Annotated in this window: 17 protein-coding genes; 9 read left to right on the forward strand and 8 right to left on the reverse strand. The window is 39.8% G+C overall.

What is annotated here, in order from left to right; all coding sequences use genetic code 11:
- Positions 1 to 31: 31 nt before the first annotated feature.
- Positions 32 to 1084 carry an NAD-dependent epimerase/dehydratase family protein gene (locus JWG41_RS19260; protein ID WP_205271411.1) on the reverse strand — a complete coding sequence of 351 codons (1053 nt, stop codon included), beginning with the start codon at positions 1082 to 1084 and terminating at the stop codon, positions 32 to 34.
- 299 nt (positions 1085 to 1383) lie between these two features.
- Here JWG41_RS19260 and JWG41_RS19265 point away from each other — a divergent pair, with 299 nt between their 5' ends.
- Together JWG41_RS19265 and JWG41_RS19270 are read left to right on the forward strand one after the other, a co-directional pair.
- Positions 1384 to 2415: an MBL fold metallo-hydrolase gene (locus tag JWG41_RS19265; protein ID WP_205271410.1), complete on the forward strand. Its 1032-nt coding sequence runs from the start codon at positions 1384 to 1386 to the stop codon at positions 2413 to 2415.
- Between the two features lie 312 nt (positions 2416 to 2727).
- On the forward strand, positions 2728 to 3528 hold the full coding sequence (locus JWG41_RS19270) for a type 1 glutamine amidotransferase domain-containing protein (RefSeq protein WP_332461317.1): 801 nt from the start codon (positions 2728 to 2730) through the stop codon (positions 3526 to 3528).
- Here the strand turns inward: JWG41_RS19270 and JWG41_RS19275 are convergent.
- The gene (locus JWG41_RS19275; protein WP_205271409.1) at positions 3497 to 4063 is read right to left on the reverse strand and encodes a Crp/Fnr family transcriptional regulator; all 567 of its coding nucleotides are present in this window, start codon (positions 4061 to 4063) and stop codon (positions 3497 to 3499) included. The two genes, JWG41_RS19270 and JWG41_RS19275, sit on opposite strands and share 32 nt — an antisense overlap.
- A 251-nt stretch (positions 4064 to 4314) precedes the next feature.
- Here JWG41_RS19275 and JWG41_RS19280 point away from each other — a divergent pair, with 251 nt between their 5' ends.
- The 4 genes from JWG41_RS19280 to JWG41_RS19295 all read left to right on the forward strand — a co-directional run bounded on the left by JWG41_RS19280 (position 4315) and on the right by JWG41_RS19295 (position 8538).
- Complete coding sequence (locus JWG41_RS19280) at positions 4315 to 5607, forward strand: discoidin domain-containing protein (protein ID WP_205271408.1); 1293 nt, start codon at positions 4315 to 4317, stop codon at positions 5605 to 5607.
- 5 nt (positions 5608 to 5612) lie between these two features.
- Positions 5613 to 6917, forward strand: a complete 1305-nt coding sequence (locus tag JWG41_RS19285) for a hypothetical protein (protein WP_205271407.1) — start codon at positions 5613 to 5615, stop codon at positions 6915 to 6917.
- The gene (locus tag JWG41_RS19290; protein ID WP_205271406.1) at positions 6907 to 7782 is read left to right on the forward strand and encodes a VanW family protein; all 876 of its coding nucleotides are present in this window, start codon (positions 6907 to 6909) and stop codon (positions 7780 to 7782) included. Before JWG41_RS19285 ends, JWG41_RS19290 begins: the two co-directional genes overlap by 11 nt.
- Positions 7783 to 7857: 75 nt before the next feature.
- Positions 7858 to 8538: a M15 family metallopeptidase gene (locus JWG41_RS19295; RefSeq protein WP_205271405.1), complete on the forward strand. Its 681-nt coding sequence runs from the start codon at positions 7858 to 7860 to the stop codon at positions 8536 to 8538.
- A gap of 369 nt (positions 8539 to 8907) precedes the next feature.
- Here the strand turns inward: JWG41_RS19295 and JWG41_RS19300 are convergent, their stop codons facing one another.
- From JWG41_RS19300 to JWG41_RS19315, 4 genes are all read right to left on the reverse strand, one after another.
- The gene (locus JWG41_RS19300; protein WP_205271404.1) at positions 8908 to 9333 is read right to left on the reverse strand and encodes a PH domain-containing protein; all 426 of its coding nucleotides are present in this window, start codon (positions 9331 to 9333) and stop codon (positions 8908 to 8910) included.
- Positions 9334 to 9408: 75 nt separating this feature from the next.
- Positions 9409 to 9828 (reverse strand): MaoC/PaaZ C-terminal domain-containing protein, encoded by a 420-nt coding sequence (locus tag JWG41_RS19305; RefSeq protein WP_205271403.1) that lies wholly within the window; start codon positions 9826 to 9828, stop codon positions 9409 to 9411.
- Positions 9829 to 9843: 15 nt separating this feature from the next.
- On the reverse strand, positions 9844 to 10281 hold the full coding sequence (locus JWG41_RS19310) for an FAS1-like dehydratase domain-containing protein (RefSeq protein ID WP_205271402.1): 438 nt from the start codon (positions 10279 to 10281) through the stop codon (positions 9844 to 9846).
- Positions 10282 to 10295: 14 nt separating this feature from the next.
- Complete coding sequence (locus JWG41_RS19315; RefSeq protein ID WP_205271401.1) at positions 10296 to 11162, reverse strand: alpha/beta hydrolase; 867 nt, start codon at positions 11160 to 11162, stop codon at positions 10296 to 10298.
- A 203-nt stretch (positions 11163 to 11365) separates the two neighbouring features.
- Here JWG41_RS19315 and JWG41_RS19320 point away from each other — a divergent pair, with 203 nt between their 5' ends.
- On the forward strand, positions 11366 to 13582 hold the full coding sequence (locus JWG41_RS19320) for a sulfatase (protein WP_232374124.1): 2217 nt from the start codon (positions 11366 to 11368) through the stop codon (positions 13580 to 13582).
- 48 nt (positions 13583 to 13630) lie between these two features.
- Positions 13631 to 14899 (forward strand): lysophospholipid acyltransferase family protein, encoded by a 1269-nt coding sequence (locus JWG41_RS19325; RefSeq protein ID WP_205271399.1) that lies wholly within the window; start codon positions 13631 to 13633, stop codon positions 14897 to 14899.
- Between the two features lie 3 nt (positions 14900 to 14902).
- Here JWG41_RS19325 and JWG41_RS19330 read toward each other — a convergent pair whose 3' ends face one another.
- On the reverse strand, positions 14903 to 16375 hold the full coding sequence (locus JWG41_RS19330; RefSeq protein WP_205271398.1) for an OmpA family protein: 1473 nt from the start codon (positions 16373 to 16375) through the stop codon (positions 14903 to 14905).
- Between JWG41_RS19330 and JWG41_RS19335 the strand changes: the two genes are divergently transcribed.
- Entirely contained in the window at positions 16374 to 17285 is a 912-nt protein-coding gene (locus tag JWG41_RS19335) for a phosphate ABC transporter substrate-binding protein (RefSeq protein ID WP_205271397.1), read from the forward strand. The genes JWG41_RS19330 and JWG41_RS19335 overlap by 2 nt on opposite strands.
- A gap of 91 nt (positions 17286 to 17376) precedes the next feature.
- Here the strand turns inward: JWG41_RS19335 and JWG41_RS19340 are convergent, their stop codons facing one another.
- Positions 17377 to 18897, reverse strand: a complete 1521-nt coding sequence (locus JWG41_RS19340; RefSeq protein WP_205271415.1) for an NHL repeat-containing protein — start codon at positions 18895 to 18897, stop codon at positions 17377 to 17379.
- Positions 18898 to 19484: the final 587 nt, after the last annotated feature.

Below are 19484 nucleotides of genomic sequence, written 5' to 3' on the forward strand. Positions count from 1 at the left end.
AACCACGGTTTCTGTGATACGACGAGCGGGATTATAATAACCCCGCACTTTCCATTTGATTCACATGATCAATAAACGTATCTTTTAACGGGCGATAGGTTAGACCTAAATCCGTTTTACTATACTCATGGTTTAAATTTAAAGGTTGGCCAATATTATTTTTTGTATAACCCCAAGACAAACCAAAGAAAGGTCCAATCACATACACAAGTGCCTTAGGAAGATTGCCAGTAGGAACAGAATATTTGTTTCCAAAATTTTCTTTAATGATTTTCGCAACACCTAACATCGGAATGACTTCCGCTGAAGTGATATGTCTTCCTTTTGCATTCGGGGTCAAACCCGCTAAGATATGAGCTTTTGCCACATCTCTCACATCAACAAATCCCATCTTTGTATCGGGAACACCGGTGCGAAACACTCCCTTCAACATATTTTTCATAAACTCAACACTAGTTCCATCGAGTCGTTTGGAAAGGGATGGTCCCATCACAAAAGAAGGGTTGATCACAACTAAATCCCAACGTGATTGGCTTTTTTGAATTTCCCAAGCTTCTTTTTCAGCCAAAGTTTTTGAGTAAGCATAAGGTTGGTGTTTCAAGTTACTGGTTGTATTCCAATGTTCTTCCGTAAATGTATGATTTGGAACTTGTAACGAATCAATATTATCGCCAAGAATGGCGGCCACACTCGATGTTAACACAACACGTTTCACAGAAGAAACACGATTGCAGGTTAGCAAAACATTTTTTGTTCCTTGTAAGGCGGGATCCACCAGTTGTTTTTGTGCATCTTTGATTCCTGCCACAAAAAATGGAGAGGCTGTGTGAATCACAAGTTCTGCCCCTGCAATGGGCGCATCAAAACTTCCTTCCGACAAAAGATCGGCTTCAAATAACGTTAGTTTGTCTTTGAATTTATCTTTTAGTTCCAATAGATGGGAAATTTTTTTGGTGTCTTTTAGACTCCGCACAGTGGTTCGCACTGACTTCCCATCTTCTAACAAATATTTGACGATCCAGGAAGCAATGTATCCTGATCCTCCCGTCACAACAATAGGTAATTCTGAATTGATAGATTTCATATTGAATCTTAGACTAAGTTCCACCCTCTGGTGCAAACAAATCCCTCGGAATCTCTAAAACAAAAATCAAGATCCCGCATCATTCCAACTCAAACAAAATTAGATGTTGTTCTTTTTTTGGGCGAGACCCGATGGGCCCGGGCTTTTCCGGAGTCCGCGTTCGCTCCCGTCTCTGGATGCGCACGTTGTGCACAGCCCAGAGACCAAGTCCTCCAAATCCCTCTCGCAAAGAGGACTCAAATTTGTAAAGGACAGAAAGGGTTTGCCATTAGAATTTCTCTCTGTAATTTTTGTCCGTTATGCCAACCAAAACAAGTTACACCAAGAAACCCAAAATTCTGTCCTTTTTCCTATACTTGTCACTCATCCTTTTTTGTTCTCATTGTGCCCTTCGTCCTTCCGGAACTTTAAGCCAATACGATTCTTATTTCCCACATGAAAGTAAAGTAAACCCGATTCCGAAGGGAAAGGTACGAGCCACTTTTCTCGGAACCGCATCCATATTGTTAGATGATGGAGAAACACAAATTTTAACCGATGGATTTTTTTCCAGACCATCTTTATGGAAAACTGCTTTTTCCAAAATAGAATCCGATCCATCGACGGTTCAATCCGTAATCGAAAAGGCTAAAATCGAAAGACTTCAGGCCATTTTTGTCTGCCATTCCCATTACGATCATGTCATGGACTCACCACTTGTCGCCAAACAAACAAAGGCGAAGTTGTATGGTTCTTCTTCCACTCTCAATGTGGGACTTGGTGCCGGGCTTGGCTTGGAACAAATGCAAAAGTTTTTACCTGGAAAACCAGTTACGATCGGAAAGTTTACCGTCACAGTTTTGGAATCCAAACACACACCACCCTTTCGAATTCTCGGAAAAACAAATGCTACCGATCCGAACCATCCTAACATTGAATCGCCGCTGAAATCACCAGTCAAAGCAACTGACTATATCGAAGGAGGAACCTTTGATTTTTTAATCCAACATGGGAAAAATAAAATTCTCATCAAAAGTAGTACGAACTTCGTAGATGGAGCTTTTACTAATATCAAAGCAGATGTTTTGTTTTTGGGAATTGCGCAACTTTCTTTGCAACCCATTCCTTTTCAGGAAGAGTTTTACAAACAAACTGTACAAACTCTAAAACCGAAACTATTAATCCCCATCCATTGGGACAATTTTTTCAAACCGCTTTCCGAACCTTTGGAGCCAAACCTTCGACTCGGAGATGATTTCGATGCCAATATAAAATACATTTTGAAACGCTCCCAAGAGGAAAAATTGGAAGTCCAGTTATTACAAGGATTCGAAACCATCGATTTATTTTAGAGAACCAACCAATAATAGATCTAGGATTTCTCGGGCCACCCGAGTCGTAGGGTTATGGGTTTGGAAGTTGATTTGATTTTACCGATGGAGATTTCTACTTTTTAACTTAGGTTAAAATATATACACTGATTCGGCACCTCTATTAGAGAAGGTCCTCGCCAGCTTTGGTGGGGACAAATTCGAAATAGAAGTGAGTGTTTTCCCATGTCGAATCGTACTCAGAACCAAAACCTATCCTTTTTTCGTTTAGAAAAAATGATAAAAACCAATTCGATCCAGCTTTCCAATAAACGCTGGAGTCTCTTGTCGCTAGTGATTTTGATTCTAGGATTGGTGTTTTTACAATCACCTATCTTTGGTAAGTCCAAACCCAAAGTTCTCATTGCGATGAGTGCTGCGAATACTCTTTTGTTAGATGGAAATCGCCAACATCCCACCGGTGTATTTGTGAATGAGCTTTATCACCCAGTGATTGCTTTGGATCGCTCTGGTTTTGATTTGGTCTTTGCCACACCAGAAGGCAAAAAAGCCACACTGGATCCAGAAAGTTTAAAAGATAAGTATTGGAATTCTAAAGAAGAAAAAGAAGAAGCCGTCCGTTTCTTGAATTCCCATCCTTCCTTTCAAAAACCAATCCCATTAGAATCTATAGCTAAAGACCACCAAATCTATATAAGTTTACTTGTTCCTGGTGGGCAGGGGTTGATGAGTGATTTGTTGTATGATAAAAACATTCCTGTTTTACTTGCCTCGTTTCAAAACCAAGGAAAAACCATTGGGCTTGTTTGTCATGCGCCAGCACTACTCACCACACTTCCTTCCGGAACCAACGGAGAAGGATTTTTATTCCAAGGGTATCAAGGGAATTCGGTTACCAAAACAGAAGAGTGGTTTATTGAAACCTTTGTGATGAAAGGCAGTCCCAAAGTCAGAAAAATTTCTGATCTATTAAAAGAACGAGGAATGAAATATGAATCTTCTTTTTTTCCAGCAAGTGGGTATGCCATTCGGGATCGAAATTTAGTCACATCCCAAAATCCATTTTCTGGAAATGAGTTCACTAAACTATATTTAGGTGCTATTAACGATTATCTTCAAAAACCCGCTTTTTGATCCGACTGAGTGCAACGTTGGTTATTCCCAAATAGGCTGCTTGGTCGATTTGGGAAATTCGATCCAGAACGGGATGGTATTCCTTAATAAACTTTCGGTATCTTTTTTCAGGTTCTAAGAGTAAAAAGTCGGCCACTCGTTCTTCTTTTTTCAAATACAAATGAGAAAGAAATTGGATGAGGAAGTCTTTGTATTGGCTTTCCGTCTCCATTTTTGTTTTGAACTCATTTGCGGTGAGGACAAACACTTCACTTGGTTCTAAAGCCAAGATGGAATAGGTGCTTGTTTGTTGGTTTAGAATGCTCGGCAAACTTCCTAATAGGCCACCTTCAAAGATAAAAGATTTGATCCATTCCTTTTTACCCAGTTTGTAAACTAGTTTGAATCCTCCAGATTCAACCATACCAACGCTAAATAGAGGTAGTCCTTGTTTCGCAAAAATTTCTTTTTTCTTTAATTTGATCTTTTTGCCATGAGTTTGGAAAAGTTGGCGAATCCCTTGGGGATCAAGATATACGGGTTTGGGAACTTTCATTAAATGGGTACTCAATGTATCTTAATGTTTGTGACTTTGTCTATCGATTCTTTGTTCCTTTGTTTTGTAAAACAAAGACTTACAAACTGGGATAACTTGTCAAAAAGGTAGGGAAAAATCTTTCGTATTTTGATTGCTATGCGAAGGGAAAGAAAAAACGAATCTTTGGGTAGGATTTAGACCAGGTCAATTTTTTACTTGTCTAAGTCGAAAGAGTTCCGGATTCTTTGTATCTGCCGAGGTAAAATCTTTTGAAAAAAATAACCCTAACTCTTTTGGCTTTTGTAATCTTATTTTGCAAAAATAGTTCGATTGAAAATTCCATTGTCATTGAACGAATCCAAGCAGCATCCTCTGCTGATGGAACAAGTCCCATTAATGTATTTAAGCCCGGCAAATATTGGAAACCGGAAACTAGTTTGGATGGGATTACCATTTTTTTCTCCAATGGAGCAAAATGGAACCAAACAGGAAAAACGGATGGGCGTGCTTTTTTTACTGAGATTTCTATCGAGTGCCAAGAGAAAAAAGGATATGTTGCTTTTTATAAAGATGGAAGTTATGCGACAAACTTTGACTGCACGAAAGAAACTCCTCAAAAGATTAGATCCAATGGTGTTCATGTTGTCTACTTGTTGCCAGACTCAGGTAACGGGATCAAAACCGTTTCTTTTTTTCAAAATGGAAAAAAATTGGATGTAGTTTACCCTGAACCTATTTTAGGCGAAGTCACTGCCAGCAGCACGCTTCCGAATTACCCCGCATATAGTTTGTTTGATGGAAGTATTGATTTTGCTTGGGTGGAAGGAGCTAAGGCCAATGGAGAAGGGGAATCTTTCCAAATTGAATTAGAAGACAGCATTGATTTATCAGGTTTTGAAATATTTAACGGATATCAAAGGTTAGATGCTTTATTTTATAAAAATGGTTCGGTGACGGAGTTACTTGTATCCAATGAATCCGACTCTTTTCCCATCAAAATTGCAGACAAACAAGGTGGACAAAGAATATTTTTCCCAAAAACTCTATCAGGAAAAAAGTTTACATTCACCATCCAAAAAGTTCGACCAGGAAAAACTTGGAAAGACACAGTGATTGCTGAGATGATCTTACTGGGAGAAAAAGGAAAACGATTTACCGTTGTCGACAAAAATGCCGATGAATTCAAACAGTCAGTCCTTTCCAAAACAAAAAACACCATTCTTTCTAACGTAGTCAACAAAGCAGTATTCGGTGATGTTTCGGAAGGTAGATTGGATTATGTATTTCGTTCCAATGGTTCCTTCGTCATTTGGAAGGATGATGTATCCGAAAAACGAGTTTTAGATGGAAACTGGGTTTTGTTAGAAGCATCCTCCACGGAAGCCAAAATTAAAATTTTTGGCAGGGATCACAAAGTTGTCACACAAAGTTTAGATTCGAATAGTCCTTATGCAGAAACAACCAATGCAGAATCCACTCTGATTTTTGGTGATACACTGACGGTTAAAAAATCTGCCAACGGATTGCAGATGATCGGCAAAAAAGTCCAAATCTCCCACTGATCCCTTTGTTTGGAAAGGATATCTATTGGTATGGTGTCCAAGCAATTTCCCTACTCGAAACGGGGAAATTGCACTCGCCAGACCATTCTCCTGTTTTTCATATCGCAGCCCTATTTCTAAAGATTTTTGGAATTCAAGACCAATCTTTATTTCTATTCCAAATTCTAACTTCCGTTTGGTTGTTAATCTCTGTGATTCTTGCTCGTTGGATTCTATCCCATAGGGAGTTTAAATTCGCATTTGTATTTCCCAGTTTTGTTATTTTACTACTTGGATTTTTGTATCCAAAACAAAGTTGGGCTTTGGGATTTTTGGTTCTTAGCATTGCCTTTTATTTTTCCTCTTCTTTATCCTCATCAGCAGCACCATCATCATCTTTTTGGATGCATCGAATTCGTTGGGGAGCCGCAGGACTTTTGTTTTTATTGGCACTTTGGTTTCATCCTATGGTTGGGGTATTCGGTATCGGACTTTGGGTTCTCTATCAAATTCCTACAAAATTTTATCCTGTGATTTTTCTCCTCTCCCTTCTGTTTCCCTTTTTCCTTCCCCAGGATCCAAATGGAAGGTTTTATAGTGATACCGAAATATTCCCACTAACAGCCGCTTATGGAATTGCTGGTTTTGGGATTCTTTGGGACTGGGGGTATTTAGTATTTGGAAAGAGTGAGGAAAGGTTCCTCAAAATTCGTAAGGCCATTGCTTTCTTTGGTTTTCTGTTACTCTTGCCTATCTTCCATTTTGCGGACATCCAATACCGTATTCTTTTAAGTTTGATTTTTGTGATTCCCGTTTTTGTGACATGGAACCGAGTGCAAATTTTGATTGGGACTGTTAGTATCAGTCTTTGGGTTTTTACAGTGTACACAAGTCCTCATCTATTTCGATATCCCTATGATCTGATGTGGATTCCGGGAGAGTCCATGGCTTCTGTCCCTAACAATGGTTTACTTGTGGCCCACCACGGTTTTTGTGAATATTACCATTTCCAATTTCGTAAAGATTGTCTTTCCTTCGAACCGGATGCAAAAGCAATTTCTGAATTACCTAAAGGCACCGAAATCTATCGTGCCGTGTATGGAATTCGGTATGAGAATTTGTTAGCCAGTAAAGATGAAAAGAATAGGCCTATATTTTCTTTTGTCCAACCTTTAGGAGAATACCAACTTGTTTTAGAAGAAGATTGGAAACGATACCGTTTCTGGTTAGAAAAACGAAATTCGAAACTCCTCTCTGTGGCTAAGTCTTGGAAAAATCCGTACCGGGAACGTCCTCAATTTATGAAGAGAAAACAAAATTATGGGATTTAGTTTCAAAAAAAAATCCATCCCGGGTATGCATCAAAAGATCCATAGGGGAAACCTTCGGTTGTTTCTTGGGAAAATCTATTTCCAATGGAAACGTTACTTAGTTTGGTTTCTGGAACGAAAATCCTTTGCCACCACAAGAGTATCCTTGGATGCGTTGGCTCATAACTTTCCCGTTTCTATTTTCAAACATAGTTCACCCATCTATCGTAAACTTAAAGATGTACCCATGTATCTCCAAGAGAACAAAAAGGTAAATTTGGAAATCGCTATCTCAAAGTTAGATGGAATTGTTCTCCAACCAAACCAAGTATTTTCGTTTTGGTATCTTGTCGGAAAACCAACGAAACGCAAAGGGTATTTGCCTGGGATGCAACTTCGCAATGGAAGTTTTATCGAACGCACAGGAGGTGGGCTTTGCCAAATGGCCAATCTCATCTATTGGATGACCCTCCACAGTCCTTTGGATGTGAAAGAAAGGTGGCGGCATAGTTTTGATATCTTTCCTGATTCCGCAAGAACTCTCCCTTTTGGATCGGGTGCCACCTTGTCCTACAATTACATTGACTTACAGATTAAAAACACAACCAAACAACCATTTGTTTTGCATCTTTGGATCGAAGATGGATTACTCAAAGGGGAATGGCGCTCCGATGTGGAAATTCCTTTTATCTACCAAGTGTATGAATCCTATCATGGATTTCATGCAGAACCTTGGGGAGGATATACGAGAAGGAATACCATTCGCAGAAAAAAGATATTAAAAACCACAAAGGAAATTCTGGAGGATCAACTGGTGACAGAGAATGTCGCTTGGATGATGTACGAACCACTTCTCGAATCGGGATCAGGTTCTGCCAATTTCTAACGAGATCTAAATTCATTTAAAAATTGTTATGTGAAAATTGAAAAAATAGATCTGAATCTGAAACTGGGAAAAAGTATGAAGAAACTATTTACAATGGCAATTTTGTTCGGAATTCCTTTTGCCTCTTTGGTCGCACAAAACCAGGAAAACAAACTCAATGTTTTGGACCTTCCGGCTTATGAACAATCCGTAAAAAAAATACCCAGTAAAGAACTCATTAACTTAGAAAAACAAATTCCTGGTATTGTTTTGGATATCAAATATGCCACTCCCAACAATTTTACCAAACAAGTGATCTACAAGGAAGCCAAAGCATTTGCGAGAAAACCAGTGGCAGAAGCTTTAGGAGAGACACAAAAAGAGTTTTTAAAACTTGGATACACAATCAAAATCTTTGATGCCTACAGGCCTTATGCAGCGACGGTTAAATTTTTTGAAATCATTGGAGATACAAGGTATGTGGCCTCTCCCAAGACGGGATCTAGGCATAACAAAGGTTGTGCGATTGACTTAACTCTTGTGGATTTAAAAACCAAAAAAGAACTTATGATGCCAACGGAATATGATTCCTTTCGGAAAGAGGCATGGGCGGAGGCAGAAGTGTCTGACCCCGAGATTCTAAAAAACCGAACCACTTTGGTGCAAGTGCTTACAAAGAATGGATTTCGGGTCAACAAAACCGAATGGTGGCATTTCGATTTTTTGGGTTGCTCTGGATTTGAAGTTTTGGACATTCCTTTTGAGGAATTGGAGTGAAGTAGAAGTTTATACTTCTACCCAGATAACATCCGTTTTAGGATCTGGTGTTGGGATTCCATCTTCTTCGTAACCTTGTAGATGGAGCTGGATGGCTTCTTGGATAAAGGTTTCTATTCCCGCGCCAGCGATAGAAGCGGAAATCCTTCGTAAAAATATATGGATATTGATCGAGCCACCAACCTACCGAAGGATTGGAGCGGATAGCGCGGTCGTTACTGAATTAAATGTTTGGTGGTGATGGGATTCGAGGCGCCCCACTTAAATGGAGACAACTACTGAATTGTTTTGGAAATGAGATAGATTAGATATCGAGTTAAATTTGTAATATTCGTATAGAATTCGTTATGTGATGATTAACTTTTGATATCAAAGGAAATTCTTCAAACAAGGAAGAAAGAATCGGTAATCCTTTTTTCCTATTTGTATCAATTTCATTGTGTTGCTTTCCTGCACCCATTGGATTTGGCCAAAAAACCAACCCAATTTGGTTGTGAGTTTTTTAATATTAGTAAAATCTAATATAATGTGTTGAAAGCTCGTTGTCATCATAGGGTTTCTAACGAAATGAAATCGTTTATTGGTTAAAACCACAAGCCATTTGCCGGCGCTGTATTTTTCATTGGATCCTTCGAGGAGTCCCATACAATAACCTTGGATGATTTCATCATCTTGGATTAGTTCGTGAAGGATTTTGAATTCAGGAACGTAAAGAAATAAAATATCAATGTTTATGTTCGGATGATTGGAAAGTAAGGTTTTGATTTGCGAAACGATAGTTTCTTGGGATAGCATAGTTTGTTCCTTGTTTTGTGGATTTCTCCCTTCAAATGATGGAACGATCTCATTTAAAGGGAGAGGGTCTAAAATTTATACTGCGTTGACTACTAAATCTCCACCGGCTTTGACTTCACCAGCTTCGTTTTTAGCTTCTACAAGAACAGTTACCGTTTTTTTCCCATCTTTTTCGAATTTCTTTTTGATGGTTCCAACGATGGTTAGTTTTTCGCCAAGTTTTGTCATGGCTTTGAAAGTCACACCAAAGTATGCGATGTCTTTTTGGTCTGCATAAGAAGTACAAAGTCTTCCTACTTGTGCCATAACATACATACCATGAGAGATGGTTCCTTCGAGTCCTGCTTTTCTTGCGAAATCAGGATCGTTGTGGATGGGGTTAAAATCTCCAGATGCTCCCGCATAACGAACTAAATTTGCATGTTCGATGACAGGGATGTCTAGGGAAGGAAGAGTCTGACCAACTTCTACTTTATCAAATTCGATTTTTGCCATGGTTAGCCTCCTGTATTAATCCTTACGAATGAAGATCGCCATCTCAGCAGAGAGGATGGGATCATTTTTTTCATCATAGATGGTTGTTCTGAAAGTTACGATTTCTGCTCTTCCCGATTTTACATCAGCGATTTCGGACTGTGCGTACACTTTGCCCGGGTACAGAATTTTGTGATACGTATACTCTTCTTTTAAGTGAAGGATTTTGGAAAGGTCGATACCGAGTTCCGCCATATCGTTCCAAATCTTTGGGTATCCCCAGAACATAATGACTGTAGGGAAAGTGGGAGGAGCAGGGACATCAGAGTATCCTGCTTTCTTTGCTTCTTCTGCGTCAAAATAGATTGGGTTTTTTTCGTTGATGGCGAGGCAGAATTCTTTGATCTTTCCTCGTTCCACTGTGAAATCAAAACGATCTAGTTTTTTTCCAACTATATCTTTGGTTATTGCCATTGGCATTTATCTCCTTAGTGTTTATCGATCCAAGAAACTAACTCTTTAAAGACGACAGCTCTGTCTTTGGGAAGTTCGTTCATGGTTTCGTGGTACAATCCGTCAAAAATTTTCATTGTTTTGTCTTTGGAATTTACCTTCTCGAAGGCATCCAAAGTTCCTTGGACTAGAGCGATTTGGTCTTCCTTTCCATGGAACATATAAATTGGTACATTGATTTTTGTAGCCGATTCTAATGCGAGGGCATAACAATTCAGTAGATAATCCCCCAAGTAGGCCCCAACGTTTCCATGCACTAACGGGTCTTTAACGTAGGCTTCCACAACTGATTTGTCATGGGAAATCATATTGACATCAAGACCTGTGGGAACCGTAAGTGTGGGAACAAATTTTGCTAACAAACCACCAGCACCTTTTTTGATATCCATAACAAGGTCGGTTTTGACTTTAATGGGAAGGGCACTACAGATGTACGCATCCAAATCGTTTTGATAATTGTCTGTCGCCGTATAAAGAAAGGTAACAGCAGCGCCCATCGAGTGACCAAGTAAGGTAACTTTACTGACACCTTCGTTCCGTTTGGCGATATCGATGAGTTCTTTTAGGTCAGCAAAAAAATCGGAGAAGTGAGTGATGACACCACGACGTCCGTCGGATTTACCGTGACCTCTGGCATCGATGAGGTAAATGGCATAATTACGTTCTGCCAATGCTTCCAACAAAAAGTTGTAACGGCCTCCGTGTTCCCCAATTCCGTGGTGGACAACAAGTACACGTTTGACTCCGGACTTTGGACGATAGATTTGGTAATAAATCGATCCGCCGTCTTTGTTTTGAAAGGTAGACTCCTCACGGGAGTAGGCTTGTTCCCAATTACTCATAGATGTCAACGATGGACGATGGAAACCTAAAAAGAAACAACTTTTCCTGTTCTTAGGAAACCTGTTTTCCAAACTGGTTCCAAATGCGAGCGACTGTTCCTTTCGCCCTTACGATCTGTTTTTGTCTCCTTAGCTGTTTGAACAAATCGGAAAGACGTTTCCCCGTGGATTTGGTTTTGGAGTTACGAAATGCCAAAGCAAAAATGGCAATATCGAAAGACCTTTTGCCCTACCATTGGAAAAAAAATCCCGGCCGCCAAAGCCGCTTGCCACTTTCACGCAAATGGGAAAATACACAAGTTACCTTCAATACAGATAAAGAAATTTTTTTAAACCATTCTCTGGATTCTCTTTTTTTCCCACCCGGCCAGGAGTATGAATTCAAAATTCCAGCAGGTCAGTATGAGTTTTCTACTCTTGTGGGATTGTTAGGTGGGACGGAGTTTCAATCCCAAGTTTCGGGAAGTTTTAAAATCTATTCTGGGGATAGGAAACTCGGGGAATGGAACCTAACCGGATCTGTGAAAGAAAGGTGGACTCCGAAAAAAGAAGTTTTGGAGATTGGGGAATCTGGATCCCTTCGGCTAGTTTGGGAAAGCGGGGATAGTTATCTTTTTGTCGGTGAACCTTTGTTATATCCAAAGGAAGTATTGGCATCGTTTGCGGATTCCGGGAAACCAAAATCAGTGATTCTCATTGTGATTGATTCTGCCAGAAAAGATTTTTTTGGTTCTTACGGGTATCCGTACTCTGTGACTCCAGTGATGGACCAGTTGGCGAAGGAATCGGTTTTCTTTGAAAATCCCTTTGCCAATGGAAATTGGACCAAACCATCCATGATGTCTTTTTTTCATTCGGAATATTCGTCTAACATCGGTTTGGGGAATTCTTGGTTTTCCACAAAACCTTACCAAAGAAAAGTCTATTATGGAAAAAATAGAGACAACTTAGCCAAAACATTTCGGGAAGCCGGTTACTTTTCCAAAACGATTATGAATAATGTTTTCTTTTTGGATTATACAACCGTTGGTTTGGATTTAGGGTTTCATAATTCTTTCCAAGTGGGAATGGACATTGTGGATACAGAAGTTCTCACAAACCACGCGATTCAATTTGTAAACGAATCCAAAGACAAACCTTATTTTTTGCATTTTAATTTGAATACCCCACATGCTTCCTACTCACCGCCCCCAGAGGATATGGCAGTGGTTCGTTCCGTGGTTCCGACCGATGTTTTTTATAAGTATGAATCTCCCGTGCAGCGTTACTTAGGTGAGATGCATTATACAGATCGAGAGATTGGGAGACTTGTGGAAGCTCTCAAAAAACAAGGAACCTATGACGAAACCATGATCATTGTGACAGGTGACCACGGCGAACTTTTTAGTGCCCACCATGATTACAGTTATCATTTCATTATGCAAACTCGGTTTGGTCATGGGGAAACTCATTATGATGAAGAAATCGCTGTTCCATACTTTATCAAACTTCCTAAGTCCATCCAAGATAGTTTGGGCTCTGATTTGGCTAAAAACGGCAATGGGGGACAGATTCGAATTCCTGGTCAATCTTCTTTGTTGTCTCTGGCACCGACCCTACTCGGGTTTCTCGATTTATTACCGAAAGGATCCACCTATCGGGGTGTTGATTATTCTGCTTGCATTCGCACAACAGGTGTTTGCCTCAAAGAAAGTTTTATTTATACGGAAGGAAGGATGTCGGAATCGGTTCGGACAGAAAATTACAAATACATTCGTAGGTATCCAGGTTTTACGACAGTTAGGCGAACTTCTGCGGGAGAACCCCATACGATGGCCGAAGAATTGTATGATCTCAAAAAAGACTCAGAGGAAAAAAATAATCTAAGTCCATTGCCGGAAGGCGAATCTCTATTACAAATCGCAAGGGCCGACTTCCGTCGGGAGAATTTTTTGAAACGCAACCATTTGCGCATTTTGATTCCCCCTTGTTCGGAACCACTTTGTCGTGACTTTCTTTCTTTAAATGTCCAAGGATCAATTTATGATTGGGAGGTTTCGGATGCGATCCAACTCAGTTCCGGTTCTGCAAAAACAATCTCTTTGCAAAAGGAATCAAAAGCGACACCAACTTCTCGTTTGGGTGAGGAAGTTGTATTTAAAACCGTCAATCCGGAACTCGGAGCTATGTTTAGTTTTTCAAGGAATGGAAAAACGATTCCTGTTCGCTTTGGTCGGTATGGTTTGGAATACCAAAGATCTATGAATCACTTGGAAGACTTAATTGTTTCGGAAAGACAACCGGAAGGATTCCCATCATCTCCTTTGCCTTGGGTGTATAACGATGGAGCTTTCAGTGGAACCAAAGAATCGGAAGTACAACGTGAGATGGGTAAAGAAGTGAAAAAAATATTAGAAACCTGGGGATACATCCACGAATAATTGCTCGTATTCGCAATGGGGTTCGTCTTATCTTAACAAGACAATTGTATGAAAGATTCTTTTATTCCGCCTCGTTTTGAGTTTCCCATTGCCTTGGGATTGGACTTTGGTTTTCCCATTCTCACGAAACTGCTTTTCAATATCGATGGAGTTGAGATCTCGAAAGAAGATGAACTTCGTTTAAAAGAAATCAAAAACAAAAGGGTCATGTATTTATCCAACCAACCGAGTGAATTGGAACCCGTCATTGCTTATCATATTGCCAGTAAAATCGGAACACGGTTTCATTTTATGACCTCACGTAGCATTTTTAATTGGGGATTTGGTTTGGTGGGTGAGGTGATCAAACGAGTTGGGGCTTTCTCTGTGATCTCTGGAAGTTTGAACCGAAGTGCCATTCGAACCGCCAAACAGATATTATCTCTTAGTGATGGAAAACTGGTGATGTATCCAGAAGGGATGATGTCTGGAGAAAATGATAATTTAGTTTCGTTTATGCCTGGTGTGGCGCAAGTTTCCTTTTGGGGACTCGAAGCGGCTTTTGAAAAAGAACCCAATGCAGAACTTTGGATCCAACCAAGTTTCGTGAAATATAAAATTTCTGGAACACGAGATTCGATCCTTTCCGACATTGAATCCTCTCTCTCCCGGATTGAACGAAAATTGAAACTTTATCCAGGTGGACGAACACTGCTACGAAGATTTTTAACTGTCGGTCGAGTGATGCTGGAAGAAACCGAATTTGAATTAGGAATCCCCAAATCAGAAACGAATGGAAAAGATTTTGATTACCGTTTGGGAAGGGCAAGGCATACAGCTCTCAACTTAGCAGCTTCCATTCTGAATGTGAAGTTTCATGAATCCGACAATGCCATCCAAAAACTCCGACTTCTTTTTATGGCCTTGGATAGTTTGGAAGCTGGTGCTCCTCTTTCCACTACACCCAAAAATCTGACAGACCAAAATATCCGCAGAGCCAAACAACTTGTGGACACAGCTTATGCTTTTATCATAACCAAACCGAAAAACCTAATCCAATGGCCGTCTGCGGAGCGTTTGATGGAGTGGATTTGTAGTTTTGAAAAACATATTTTTGGTAAAACTGAAGCAAGGGCGAGGAAAGCCCATGTGGTTGTGGCTCCTGCCTTTTCCGTCGCCCCATTTTATCAAACCTATAAAACCAATAAAAAGGATGGGATCCAAAGTTTACTCATGGAGATTCGCAAAGAAATGGAAGCTCTTTTGGAGCGTGCGAAAAAAGAAAGTGAACCTATAGTTCCTCCATATTCTGTGGGACTGGATTTACAGATTGGTTAATGATTAATCCAAAACTAAGGTAATTTCCACCCGACGATTTTTATGTCGGTTCTCTTCGTTATCGTTCGAAACAATGGGAACATCGTCGGCATATCCTTTAAAGGATATATGTTTTTCATCCATTTTGTAATTATCAACTAATGAATGTAAAACGGACTTAGCCCTGTCTTCAGAAAGTTTTTGATTGTATTCTTTTTTTCCAATATTGTCTGTATGACCAGAGACTCGAATTTCGCGATCCGGATATTTTTTTAGGATTTCAGCAATTTTTCCCACTGCGTTTTCGGCATCGGGTTTCAGTTTGCTATCGTTAAAATCAAACAAAATGGAATCTAAAGAGAAAACGATTCCGTCTTCCGATGTTCGCACTGTTACTGGGAGTTTTTCGGGAACAGAATTTTTATCTGGAATCGGAACCTCTCCTGTATCCGGGATTCGTCCTAAATTTTCACCAGCCGGTTCTTTTCCTTTGATCGGGTCTTTTTTTAGATCACCTAACTTAGTTCGATTGGTATCTCCCGAATACCCAACAATTAAATCTTCTAGGATATCTTCACGGATGGATTCTTTGTCTTTGGCATTGACTTGGTTGCGAAGGAAGTAAATTCCTTTGATATGGAAATTGGCTTCTTGTACGGTTCCATTCGGATAGATAAAGGTATAAGATAGTTTGACTTCTTTGAACTCAGGAACTCCTTTGGCGGCGTTAAAAAAAACGGTGCCGGAAGCAAACCCAAAGATCTTATAAGGTACATTAGGTACCATCTTTTCCCCTTCTGGTTTGGTATAAAAAATGGGATAGGTATAGGTGATCTTCTCACAATTCCCTTGATAATTTCCTTCGGACCAAGGAGCAACACCTTGAAAGGTATATTCGGGAACTACTTTGACACGAATGCGTTCTGCACTAAAATCAAAGGACTCTTCTGCTGGCAATTTCCATACATCGGAAACAGAAACTGCTTCTTCTGGAAAACTCGGAAAACTGCGAAGGTTAGGCATTATGAATTCATTGGGAACTTCATAGCGACCGTTGCGAAAGAGTGTAAAATCAGAAACAAATTCTTTGTCCTTCCAAAAAGGGCCTGATGTTTTTCCATACCGAAGATAAGTATCAAAGAAAGCATTCACCAAACAAGACTCAGATGAACATTTTTTTGGTTTCATCACCACTCGGTTTTTATCTTCTCTTTCTACTGTTTTGGCACCGACCCGAAAGTATACGTCATGGTATTCATTCAGTTCTAAAACTTGATTTTCCTTCCATTTCCATTGGAAGGTGGTTTTTCCCGACGGGACAGGAGTCGAGCCTACCAGGGGAAGAATTATTACAAAACAAAATAATAACAATCGGCAGAGAGTCTTCACATAGCAAAGATCGGGGATTTTTTTGAAAAACTGATAGGGGAAATGGAAAAAACTAGCGGTTTTTACGATTGACGAAGGATGGATTTTTGGCTTTACCTGAAATACCATGAAAAACCTTTCTCTGCTTTTTTACATTTTGATTACAATCAACTTTGTCGCTTGTAAGGACAAACAAACCCTGAAAGTGGCAGGTTCCGAAACCATGAACAGTATGATGCGGTATTTGGGTTCTGAATACGAAAAAGTAAATTCCAATGCTCGTGTAACAGTGGAAGGTGGTGGTTCCGAATCAGGAATTGACCGATTGCGAAAAGGCGAAATTGATATGGCAGTTTCTTCGCGTGACCTAAACCAAGCAGAATTTGATGACCTCCGCAAAACAGGTAACTTAGAAAAAGTAAGATTGGCTTATGACGGTGTCGCTCTCGTTGTGAATCCAAAGAACCCAGTTGCCAAACTCAATTTGGTTCAAACCTCTGAAATCTTCTCTGGAAAAATTAAAAACTGGAAGGAAGTAGGTGGGGCCGATGCTCCCATTTCCATTGTCATTCGTAATGATAAATCAGGAACACAAGACTACTTCCAAAACCACATTCTCAAAAGAAAGGATTTGGGTTTGAATGAATTTAATGAGTATAAGAGTAATGTTTTTTCGAAAGATGCCAAAATCGTAAAAGACAATAAAGAAATGTCAAAATACATTCAAGAAAACCCAAATAGCATTGGTTATATGGGAATGGGTTCTGCTCTTGTTGAAAACAAAGACAAACTCAAAGCTCTGGATTATGCCAAAACAAATAAAGATCCGTATGTTTCTCCTTCCGTAAGGAATGTGTACGATAGAAAGTATCGACTCGCAAGAGAACTCTTTATCATTTATAAAACCGACCAAGGTGATAAAATTGATGCTTTTGTTACCTTTCTTACCAGCGAACAAGGACAGGTGGCAGTGTTACAATCAGGTTATTTGAGAGCATCACTTCCAGAAGTGGAAGTTTCTGCGGAACCTGTGAAATAATTAGATCTACAATTTGATTTGCCACTCACGAAGTTTTTTGGACTTCCGTCCTCAAAGGAAATCTACGTGGCTGGTAGTAAGTATGCTTAGCTTAGTAAACCAAAACTCGGTTATTCTGTCGGTCAGCGATATACAGTTGGCCACTTTGGTTGAAAAACAATCCTGTAGGACTGGATAAACTTTTCGGTCCAACGATGGGTCCACCGCAAACCCCATCATTGTTTGGTGCTCCACAATTCAAATTGTTAAACTGACCAAACACGGCCACTGCAGCAATCCCTGCTGTTTGTGTTGTCCTTGGATACATGACCACACGATTGTTTGTAGTATCTGCTACATACAAGTTATCACTTTGATCCAGTGCTACCCAAGTTGGCCCGGTAAGAGTCGTTGGGCTAGCCGCACCACCGCCACTGGTATCAAAATCAGATTGTCCGTAAACTCGAGTTGCCGTAGTTGAGCCTGAGGGAAAATAAAGAACACGACTGTTGCCTGAGTCTGCAACGTACAATCCTCCCTCTGAATCTAAACTCATCCCGTAAGGACTACTCATTTTGATGTTAGAAACACTTGGAGTATTTGATGTAAAATTAGATTGCCCATACAAACGACTTGGTTTCGTTGAACCATGAGGAAAAAAAAGGATTCTGTGATTCGCTGATTCCGAAACATAAATACCTTCGGAATTTTGGGCCACACCAAGGGGAGTGTTCATAGTTGATTCACTCACGGGGCCCGATATTGCTGTGACAAATCCTGCTTGTCCATAGACATTTGTCGCAGTGAAAGATTCTTTGGGATAGAATAAAACGCGGTGGTTTGCCGTATCAACTCCATAGAGATTTTCATTTGAATCCAAAGCCAATCCGCGGATAGAGTTTAAAGAATTTGCATTAACAGTAGCAACAGAACATGAACCTGCTGAAAGGACGTTTGCAGTGTCACAAGCAAAAACTCCGAATTGTCCATACACTTTTGTAGAAGAAATTGTATTTGGTGGGTAATATTGAATTCGGTTGACACCTGAAACATAAACTCCTCCGGAAGAATCGGCTACGACTCCATAAGGTGAACTTAAGTTTTGATTGGTTACGGGCCCACCTGGCGCACAGGCACCATCATTGTAATTATTTGCACAATGATAAAATCCATATTGTCCATACACCATCGTTGCACTTGTATCCACCACTTGTAGAGTGATCGTCACAATTCCAAAACCAGGGCTACTTTTGGTGATGGTGAGATTGGTGGCTGGTGTGATGGCAGTGGCTGTTCCTCTGATTTCTCCCGTGGCTCCATCAAAGGATAAACCTGCTGGCAACACTCCTTGGATCGAATAACTAGAGTTCTTTGGATGGCGGGGAATGATGGAAACAGGAAAGTTTAGATAGAGTCTGTAATTTGAGTATTTGTAACCAAACGGGGGAATGTTCACGAGATTGTAACCGCAGTGATAGGATTCTGCCGTGGTAACCGCTTGGAAGATTAAGTTGGAAAAAAAGGAATCGGACTTAACGTCACATTGGTTGTTTAGAGATTCTGGTTTGCAGTTGTATGTGAAGAAAGTAAGGAATAGTAATAATAAAGCTGGCGTTTGGAATCGATTTTTCATTTGGGAAAGTTTCTCAAGTAAGAGGGCAACCAAAATTATATTTTTTTAGGAGTGCTTTGCTATTTCGAGATTTAAAAACAATCTATCAACTAAAAATAGGAAATGGTTTTGATAAAATCCTTTTTTCCTTTTTGTCAGAATGGGTCGTATCTTAAATAACTGCGGTATAGGTTTCAACATTCATCGAATCCGCCTCTAACATATCTTAAAATTCTGACTCTGCATCATCGCTGATAAATTTTCCCAAACCGTTAAAAACGTTTTTTCGTCCATTTTAGAACGTTCCGAACGGTAAATTTTGAGATTTCTTAAATTTCTCTTAATTTTAGTTGCCCACTAATAGTGAATGAACATTTTCATTATGGGATTTTAGCCGATGTCGCTTGGGATCAAATAACACGGTTGAATTTAAATGATTTCTTTGCTAATTGGAAATAAATTAATTCGTCTTTCTTGTTTGGGTAATATGATTGGAGTTAGGTGCTGTATTTTAAAATTTACAGACAAACCAAATGCAATGATTCGAGGAAATAATTTCCTCAAAAAATATCAATTTAGAACATTCGGATTAGTTAAATAAGGAAAAT

Source organism: Leptospira chreensis (assembly GCF_016919165.1).
GTDB classification, from domain to species: domain Bacteria; phylum Spirochaetota; class Leptospiria; order Leptospirales; family Leptospiraceae; genus Leptospira_A; species Leptospira_A chreensis.